6 protein-coding genes are annotated in these 9071 nt (G+C 41.5%); all 6 read right to left on the bottom strand.

The features are described 5' to 3' along the window. A partial coding sequence (locus HGJ91_RS02200; protein WP_291346055.1) for an exodeoxyribonuclease V subunit gamma occupies positions 1-651 on the bottom strand: 651 nt, incomplete at its 3' end. A 72-nt stretch (positions 652-723) separates the two neighbouring features. After that, a complete protein-coding gene (locus tag HGJ91_RS02195) occupies positions 724-1857 on the bottom strand; it encodes a hybrid sensor histidine kinase/response regulator (RefSeq protein ID WP_291346054.1) in 1134 nt (377 codons plus the stop codon). Positions 1858-1863: 6 nt separating this feature from the next. Beyond that, positions 1864-4173 carry an ATP-binding protein gene (locus tag HGJ91_RS02190; protein WP_291346053.1) on the bottom strand — a complete coding sequence of 770 codons (2310 nt, stop codon included), beginning with the start codon at positions 4171-4173 and terminating at the stop codon, positions 1864-1866. Continuing rightward, the gene (locus tag HGJ91_RS02185) at positions 4170-5036 is read right to left on the bottom strand and encodes a CoB--CoM heterodisulfide reductase iron-sulfur subunit B family protein (protein WP_291346052.1); all 867 of its coding nucleotides are present in this window, start codon (positions 5034-5036) and stop codon (positions 4170-4172) included. The genes HGJ91_RS02190 and HGJ91_RS02185 overlap by 4 nt, the downstream gene beginning before the upstream one ends. Before the next feature lies 1 nt (position 5037). Continuing rightward, the gene (locus HGJ91_RS02180) at positions 5038-5613 is read right to left on the bottom strand and encodes a 4Fe-4S dicluster domain-containing protein (protein WP_291346051.1); all 576 of its coding nucleotides are present in this window, start codon (positions 5611-5613) and stop codon (positions 5038-5040) included. 21 nt (positions 5614-5634) lie between these two features. Further along, positions 5635-9063, bottom strand: a complete 3429-nt coding sequence (locus tag HGJ91_RS02175; protein ID WP_291346050.1) for a response regulator — start codon at positions 9061-9063, stop codon at positions 5635-5637. Positions 9064-9071 lie beyond the last annotated feature (8 nt).

Raw genomic sequence — 9071 nt, 5'->3', positions numbered from 1 at the left:
CAGTTTGGGCAGTGCTGATATGCCGAAAAGCGACATCCGTGACGGAAGATTATCCGTGTTAATAATTTTTGTAGAAAATTTTTCCAGGAAAAGACCCGCTTTAAAGGCCAGATGATTTTGGGGGCCTTTTGATACAACCTTTCTCCAGAGATTTGCCTGCCATTGGGCTGCAGGATCTTTAAAGATTTTATGGGATGGATGGTTTTGCCAGTCAACGAGCATGTGAGGTCGGTAAACCTGATAATCATCAAACACTTTTGCAATCTTCATGGAGAGCTGATAACGCTTTTTCCCTGTTCCATCTTCCTTAATATAATCTTCAACACTTGAAAATTCTTTTTGTGACCTGTTCTCATTGAGCAACTTCATGACGGACCAGAAAAGAAACTCTTCATTCAAGCTATCCTGCTGATCTTCCAGAGGTTTGAAACTTGTAAGAATTTGATCCACCATCTGCCTTGGAAAAAAAAATTGCGTGTTTGCACAGATGCCAACATTTTGAGCTATCTGCATTGCGATCCACTGTTTCATCCCCCTGGACTGGATACCGATCCATTCAGGTATCATCGGGTTGTCCGGCACATGCTTTAAAACAGATGCCAGCGCATCCATCAGGTTTTCCATTTTATTGCTTTTAAAGATATTGAACAAAACTTAATCCTTATTTTCACAGGTTTTGTCACACTATCAAACCCTGCGACAGCAATCAAATGCATTTATTTTCTAGCTGGATTCATCCGGCAGGATAATTTTAAAACCGGTTTCTTTTCCTTTTATGGACGTCACATGAATTGATCCGCCATGCTGGTTGATAATAGAGTTGGAAATATAAAGCCCGAATCCGGTTCCTTTTGTACTTTTTGAAGAAAAAAACAGGTTGAATATTTTTTCTTTTGTTTGACTGTCCATGCCACAGCCATTGTCTTGGATCAAAATCACCAATTGATCTTTTTGTCTTGAAATTTCAAATCCAATTTCATGATCTTTCTTTTGGGTATCAGCCAGGCAGGCATCAATGGCATTATCCAGGATATTGATCAGGGCCGCCAGCATAAATTCTTTATCAAAATACATGGTTTGAGAAAAATTAATTTTACTACATGTAAAGACAATTTTTGTTCCTTTCAATTTCAACTCAATTATTTCTTTAATCTGTTCAATAAAGATTTTTGTATCAATAACGGTTCTATTGAGTTTTCTTTCCTTGGAATACAATAAAATATCCATGATCATCTTCTTTATCCGATCAACTGCCTGCTCAAGCAAGTCAAAACCTTCTTCGATTGTTTTATTCTCTTTGCTTTTCAGCCCGGATCGCGCCACATAAATACCACCATCAAGGCTGGTTAAAAGCCCTTTGATATTGTGTGAAATAGTTCCGATCATCAGCCCTAAGGATGACAGATGGTCTGCGAGTTTTGATTTTTCAAGAATGAGAAGTTCAAGTTTTTGCGTGTATTCGGCAAGCTTTTGTTTTGACACAATTTTTTCAATCGCTTTTTCAATGGCAATTTCAAGGATATCCACATTAACAGGTTTGGTGATAAAATCCATGGCCTCATATTTAAGGCTTCGAATGGTTAAATGCATATCCCCGTGCCCTGTGATCATCAAAACTTCTGTTTCCGGGCTTTCGCGTTTAATCTGTCTTAATAATTCAATACCATCCATAACCGGCATTTTAATATCAGTGATCACAATATCCGGTCTTTTCAATTTGAACAGTTCAAAGGCCTTTTTACCATTTTCAGCAAGAAATACCGTATATCCGATATCTTTTAATGCAATCTCGAGAACATCCCGGATATCTTCTTCATCATCGACAATTAAAATGGATACTTGGTCTTTATTAATCATAATCCCTCAATATATATGGTTTTCATACACCAGATCATCCTCATGCGCATCAAGCACAGGAAAGGATAGAATAAAAGCAGCCCCCCCCTGCTCTGATTTCTCTATCCGGACCAAACCTGCGCACTCTTTGATAATGCCATAGCTGATAGACAGCCCGAGACCGGTCCCTTTTCCAACCTCCTTGGTGGTAAAAAACGGTTCAAACAACTTATCCGCAGCCTCTTTTTGAATCCCTGTACCCGAATCATGTATCTCAATGATGACCATGTTATCAGCCAAGCGTGTGAGAATGGTGATCCTGTCATTATCATCCGATCTTTTGCCCTCTTTTCCCCATTTTTCTTCTATGGCATCTTTAGCATTAATGACAAGATTGACAAATACCTGCTCAAGCCTGTCAGGATCGGCCAGTATTTCCGGCAACGCATCATTTCTATCCCAGATCACATCAATGCCATGAACTTTAAGTTGCTGATCAAACATTTCAAATGTTCTTTGAAGCACATCATTTACTCGTATCCGGACAAGTTTGACTTCTGATTTCCTTGCAAACTGGCGCATATGATGGATGATTTTTTCAGCGCGATCCACATTATTATCAATCTTTGAAATGAGTTTATCAAAAATTGCTTTTTCAATAAGCTCATTTTTTCTCATCTTTTTCATACAAAAACTGGAAGATGATTTAATAACCGACAAAGGCTGGTTCAATTCATGGGCAATACCGGTTGACATTTCACCCAGGGTAGCCATTTTGCTTGCATGCATTAGATGCTGCTCTGTTTCAAGGCGTTTGGTAATATCATTAATGGTTACAAGAAGCACTTTTCCGCCCGAATAATTGGATGGCGATACCCACATGTCAACATAGATAGAACCACCATTTTGAATATGATGCTTTACCTTGTTAATCTCCTGGCCCGATTTCATTTTTTTGATAAGTTTTGTTTTTTCTCCTTTAATAAAGAAGTCGGAAAATAACTTCTTTAATAAAATTTTCTTGGAATATCCATACACTTCAAGTGCCTTGATATTGCAATCCAGTATCCCAAATGTTTGAATGTCCACCACAAACACGGGATTTGAAATATTGTTAAATATGGCGTGATAATTTTCTTCCGACCGGTGCAGTTCTTTTTCAAGCCTTCGCCTTAATGTGATATCAATGCTCATCTCCATGGCTGCAACGATCTTTCCCTCAGCGTCCGTCACAGGGGATGTGATAAACATCCAGTGATTTTTTCCACCATTCTTACCCATCCCTTCTGCTTCACCGTAATGGGATTTTCCATCCACAAACGTTTTTTCAACCGGACAATCAGTACATTTTTCTTCCAGACCTTTATAGGCAAGATAACAGTGAGATCCGGGTTTTGGATCAAATCTGTCTTTAAATACTCTATTCCATGCCTTCAACCTGTAATCTTTATCCTGAACCGTAATCATACAGGGCACTGTTTCAAAAAGAGACTGGTATTCATTCTTTTGTTTCTTCAGTTCTGCCTGATCAAGGCCGATCTGGGTACCCATCTTTTTTATGGCTTTGCCTAGAAGTCCTATTTCATAATCATTTCCAATATCAATAACTTCGTTGTATTTACCTTCTGCAATCATCCGGGTTCCTTCAATCAACTTGCTGATCGGCTTTTTTACAAATTGCAAGGTGAAAAAAAAGATAATCACCGATGTGATCAAAATGGTGTAAAGGGCAAGATTTATGATCCCTTTTTTAATTTTCAATATCTGAAGGTCTGTCTGCTCAAGGGAGACAACCACATCAAGGGATCCCAGTATCTTTTGATGCTCTGGGTGGAAATGGCACTCAGTGGAACAGCCGGACTCATTGCAGATAGGCTGGATAATTCCCAAAAGTCTGTATCCTTTTTCTGATTCAAAAAACCGGGTTCTTTTTTGCATATCAATTCGGGCCGGCGGCGGATCCTGCTTATGACAGATATCACAAGCCACCTCCTTGATATCAACGACTTTATCAACCTCTTCTTTTTGGTTGGTAAATTTTATCCGACCCTCTTTATTGTATATCCTGATATTTTCAATTTCCGGCTGGGTGGCAATATTATTGATAATCTGTGTAATTTCATCCCTTGAGTTCAGCATCATGGCATAATGGGTACCGAGCTTGATGGAATTTGTCAGCCGGTCTGTACTGGCAATGACATTATTCATGATCTGGACATTGATATTATTAATATTAAAATAAGCCCAGGCCGATATGGAGAGGATGACTGTCAACCCGACAGAAATAATAAGCTTTGAAACTAGGCTGTGTTTTAAATATTTTATAAAATTACTCATACCCTCGCTTTTATCAATTTTCCTGTGTCTGACAGATTTAAATCCAGACGGACATCATTTTGGGTCTTTCCCATGGCAAGTCCTAAAAATTGTGGAAGGAAAAGAACCGGAATTTCAAGATCAATCCCTTCTTTATGAGATATCTTTTTCTGGCTGCTTTCAAGATTCATCTGGCACATGGGGCAGACGGTTAAAATAGCATCTGCTCCTTTAGCTGATTTCAAGATCCTTCCCACAAGCGCCATGCCGGCTTCCGGTTTTGTGCTGGTATTGGATGCACCGCAGCATTGAGCACCCATATCCCATTCAAACGGCTGTGCCCCTGTCGCTCGTATCAATTCATCCATGGAATGGGGATCTTCAGGATCATCAAAAACGGTAAAAGGCCGCAGACACTGGCACCCATAATAGGGTGCAATGACAAGACCCGACATCTTATTTTGAGATATCTCTTTAATTTTCTCAATATCCACATCATTTGACAGAACATCCAGAAGGTGCTTTACAATCACATCCCCTTTTAAAACAAGATCTTCTTCGGCAAGCACAGCATTAATTTTTCCCAGCAGATCCTTATCCTTTTTAATAACCTCTTCGACCTTTTTAAGATTCAGGTAACAGGCACTGCAGGGTACAAGGATCTGCCTTTCGCTGTTCATTTTCTCTGCAAGGGCAAGATTTCTTGCCGGGAGTACATAGGACAGCAAATGACTTTGAGATTCGGCTGCCGTAGCACCGCAGCAGGTCCAGTCCTCAATCTCCTCCAGTTGAACATCAACAGCTTCCAATAATATTTTTGTGGAAATATCATATTCAAGAGAGGTTCCTTCCAATGAACAGCCCGGATAATATAAGTATTTCATCTCATTCCTCCAGTTCCGCCACTTTTTTAAACAACGCAGTTAACTTTCCGCTGCCGCCTGAAGGAAATTCAGGCCGGACCTTTCCCTTGAGCATCAGCTTGAGCCCTAAAGGCGCAAAGCCAAATGGAATCATGGGATTTTTCATTGATATAAAAAAATGAGTCATAAATTCTATCTCCTTGACCCTGCCATGTTTTTTTACACTGTCTAAAAAGGCTTTATAAAAAAGGGAAGACCGCTGAAACTGCTTTAATTTCAATTTTGATGCCGTCTGCTTTAACAGACTCATGGCATTTGTCAACTCAAGTCCCCTTGGACATCTTAAGGTGCAGTAATAGCAGGAAGAACACATGATAAAGGATTTACTTAAAAAAAGTGCATCTACATGATCCATCAGCAGCAACCGCCACATATGCCTGGGAGTAATATCCATAAATTCAATATTCGGGCAGGAAGCCGTACAGGTACCACATTGAATGCATGTTTGTATCATTGTTTTGATCGTTTCGGTCTGTTCCAAATAGCCTTTATTATTTGCCTGGCCCATCACCTTTCCCCTTTTTATTATTTCATCCAAATTCTCACCCGCCTAAAGATATCACAACAATGCCATATCGATTACATCAAGCATCAGCCGACGATCAAGTCCCTCTAAAACAGCAGAGCCGCTAGGACAGACAGCCGCGCACACACCACATCCCTGGCAGGCAGCAGGATCAATCACAATTTTTTCCTCCAGGCTGTCAACAAATCGGGCACCATAGGGACAGGTATCCACACACATCTCACACATGCTGCAAGTCGCCGTACGGGTATCTGCAACCATTTTTCCAGAGACCAGCCGCTCATGGGAGAGAATACGTACAGCCCTGATTGCCGCAGCTTCAGCTGAAGCGACAGCCTCTTCAATGGTACAGGGTTTCAATGATAACCCGCAGGAAAAAACCCTGTAATTCATACTGTCAACCGGTCGAAACTTTGAATCGGCTTCCTTAAAAAAATGAAATGTATCCAGATCTGCCCCATATTGATCTGCCAATTCTGCTGGAAGATCAGGCAGAATCCCGGTGGCATGAATAACGCAATCCGCCTCGATCTCCACAGGCATATCAAGCAAGAGATCACGGGTTTTGACAAGAACCTTGTCTTCCTGTATCTGGGTCAAAGGCTTGTTTGCAGAATCGTATTGGAAAAAAATCACTCCCCTGTTTTTTGCCTCGGTGTAATATTCCTCATAAAATCCATAACTCATCATGTCCCGGTAAAGAATATAGACCTGGATATCAGAATTCTTATCTTTAAGAAAAAGTGCGTTTTTCAATGCCCTGATGCAGCAGACCCTGGAGCAGTAATTGCGTTTTTCATCTCTTGTTCCGGAGCACTGGATCATCACAACGGTTTCCAGTTTTTCAGGATCAATTTTATGGTCTTGAACACCCATCTCAAACTCTTTCTGGGTCAGCTCTTTTTGCTGCGGGTCTTCATTATCCTTCATAAGTGGCGCCTGGCTTCCCCCTGTGGCCAGAAGGGTCACCCCATGCAAAATCGTTTCGTCTGGTTCACCATCCTTTTTTAAGAAAGTGAGAAATTCTCCGGGATTCTGTGCTGTGCTTTCAGTTTTTGTTTTTTTATGAATCGTAACCTGGTTATGGGATTCAAGTTCTTTTACTTTTTCGTCCAGATAGGCTTGAATATCAAGGTTATCAACTGTTTTGTCCATCCAAAGCAAATTGCCGCCAATGGCATCATCTTTTTCAACCAAATCCACATGATATCCGCAGTCTGCAATTGACAGGGCTGCCGTGATGCCGGCAATACCGCCTCCAATGACCAGGGCATTCTGATTTGATTCCAGTCGTTCTCCGGGCACGGGATTTTTAAACCTGGCTTTTGATATCAGAGCTTTTAACTCTCTTTCAATCCGCTGGGTTGTTTTAGGGATTTGTGAATCCGGGTATTGCTTTAAAATGGAAATAATGTCCAGAGTTTCCACAAGACTTGAATGAAGTCCTGATTCCTTTGAAAGTTCTTTCACCCTTTGTTTTTGGATACAGGGAAGGCATGCTCCCAGGATCAGCCGGTTGGGATTTGTTTTTTGAATCATGTCAGCTAAGGTTTTCCATCCTTCATCCGTACAGAACTTATCCATTATTTCAACGGATTGATTTTCCGGAATTCTGTCCAAATCCAATTTCAATTTCTCAAGATCAAGCGTTTGAGAAAGATCCTTATCGCAAGAACACAACACCGTTAAAATTCTTGGATTTTCCCTTGCCAAAATAGTCAGATCATCCATATCAATTGCATGTGCATCAATTGGTTGCTTCCCCGCCTCATGCATAATCTTACAGGCCCCAAGAGCTGCTGCTGAAGCACAGGTAACGGAATCGCTGATATCTTTAAGCCCTGAAAGAGAGCCCCCGGATAAAATCCCTGCCCTTGATGTTTTGATGATTGAAAAAGGTGTGGTTTCAATAAATCCCCACGGGTTGATGCCAATATCATTTTTGACTGCAAGCTCTGTCATCTGTTTGGCCGGTCTCTGACCTGTTGCCAGAACCACCAGGTCAAAATCATCTTCATGGATATTTCCCTGAAGATCCACATACCTTGCCAAAAGACTGCCGTCCTTTTTTTTCAAATCCTCATCAAGGGAATGAATCCTTGCCCTGACAAACCTGACCTGATTCTCTTCCTGGGCTTTTAGCCTGTATTCATCAAAAGATTTGCCTATGGTCCTCATATCCATGTAAAAAAGCGTGGTTTCAAGGTCCTGGCCATACTTTTCTTTGGCAAGAATGGCCTCTTTTATGGAAATCATGCAGCAGACACTGGAACAAAACCCGGCATCTGCCTGGACATCGCGTGATCCCACGCATTGAAACCAGGCAATTTTTCGTACAGGTTTGCCCGTTTTCGGATGAATCAATTTTCCTTTACCAAGCCCGGTACCGCTGATGAGCCGTTCAAACTCCATTCCCGTGACAACCCCGGGCAAAACACCGTAACCATAAGGATTCTTACCCAATTCAGGTTTATAAAACTGCGTACCTCCGGCAAGAATCAAGGCATCCACCTGTTCAACCCTTGCTTCGGCAATTTCAAACTCATGATAGACTTTCAGTGCCATGGAAATCAGCACATCCGGATCAAAGGGTTTGGTTAAATAATCAAGTGCCCCCTGCTTCATGGCATCCACGGCTGAATCAACGGCTGCATAAGCCGTCATCATGATGACACACAGGTCCTCATTTTTTTCTTTCGCTTTTGCTAAAAGCTCGACACCATCCATACCCGGCATCTTGATATCGGTGAGCATCATATTAAACAGCCTGTCATCCATCAGTTCAAGGGCTTTTTGCCCTGAATCCGCCGTTGCTACAGAAAACCCCTCTTCTTTCAGCCATTCTTTCATGGAATCCCGGACGATTTTTTCATCATCCACCACCAGGATCTTAAATTTTTCTCTGTCCTGGTCTATGAATTTAATGGCCCCTGTGGGGCATATTTTTTCACACTCTCCGCACCGTGTACATGCGGTATAATCAATGGTATAGGCATTGGAAAAAGACTGGGGGCTTGGAAGATAAACCGCCTTTCTTTTTGTCAACCCTTCATTAAAGGGGTCATCAACAAAAACAGAACAAACACGTTCACATTCACCGCACCCCGTGCATAAAGACGGATCGATCAGGGAAGGATTTTGTTTAAGGGTTACTTTTAGATCACCCGGTTCTCCCTCAACTGACATCAATTGTGTTGATAAAAGAATCTCAATATTTTCATGGAAAAGCCCTTTTCTAAGACAATGCTGAGATGATCTGTCCCTGTCAAACATGGGCAGCATCCTGCAATACCCGCATTTGGATGTGGGAAACTGATTATCGAGTTGACATAAAAGACCGCCGATGTGATCTGATTGATCAATGAGCAGAACCTTATATCCTGTTTCAGCCAAATCCAGTGCAGATCTGATACCGCTTAACCCGGCTCCGGCAACCAAAGTTTTACCAATTGCCATATTCATTTTACCTC

Origin of the sequence: Desulfobacula sp., assembly GCF_014237455.1 — a bacterium.
GTDB lineage: Bacteria > Desulfobacterota > Desulfobacteria > Desulfobacterales > Desulfobacteraceae > Desulfobacula.
This window is presented reverse-complemented; position numbering and strand designations above follow the sequence as displayed.